Here is a 542-nt window from a genome sequence, read left to right on the forward strand (position 1 = left end):
TTCTAAGACGCTACCCCCACCTCTACCCATGTGAGATATCGTGTAAGTGTCAAGCATATATGCTTTTGCGGAATCATCCACCGCATTGATATCCCTGTTGCCAAGCTCCCACGAACCACGCAACGCAAACAGATTACGCCCCGTTAGAGCATCGCATCCAATTTTTTGGAGTTTTTCGATAACCTGCTGATGGTGTCGCTTAGAGACAACTTCAATGAGTTCGAGAGCCTTTTTGCCGAGTTCAGTGTCAGGCGTCTGCGTATAATTCTGGACCATAAGACAGGGTTCAGAGACGTTATAGAAAGCATGATGCGGGAGCATCAGCCCAACAATCTTATTCTCCATCTGCTCGAATTTTATTTCATCACCAACGATGACACGACCATCAAGAGAAGGCTCAACACAGAGAGCCATAGCAATATCGGGCCCGAACATATCCAATGATTTAGGGACACCTATCGTGGCTTCGCCTTCATCACGCTTCGTGAAAAGCTCAGCATCATTGATGACACGCTTCTTCATCATCTTCAGAGATCCATCAG

At 46.7% G+C, this 542-nt stretch carries 1 protein-coding gene; it reads right to left on the reverse strand.

Features of this window, described 5'->3' with window-relative positions; translation table 11 throughout:
* Positions 1 to 525 (reverse strand): hypothetical protein (locus KP705_RS16645; protein ID WP_215765055.1); only part of this gene is annotated, 525 nt, incomplete at its 3' end.
* Positions 526 to 542 lie beyond the last annotated feature (17 nt).

The organism is Gluconobacter sp. P1D12_c (assembly GCF_018812105.1).
In the GTDB taxonomy this organism is placed as follows: domain Bacteria; phylum Pseudomonadota; class Alphaproteobacteria; order Acetobacterales; family Acetobacteraceae; genus Gluconobacter; species Gluconobacter oxydans_A.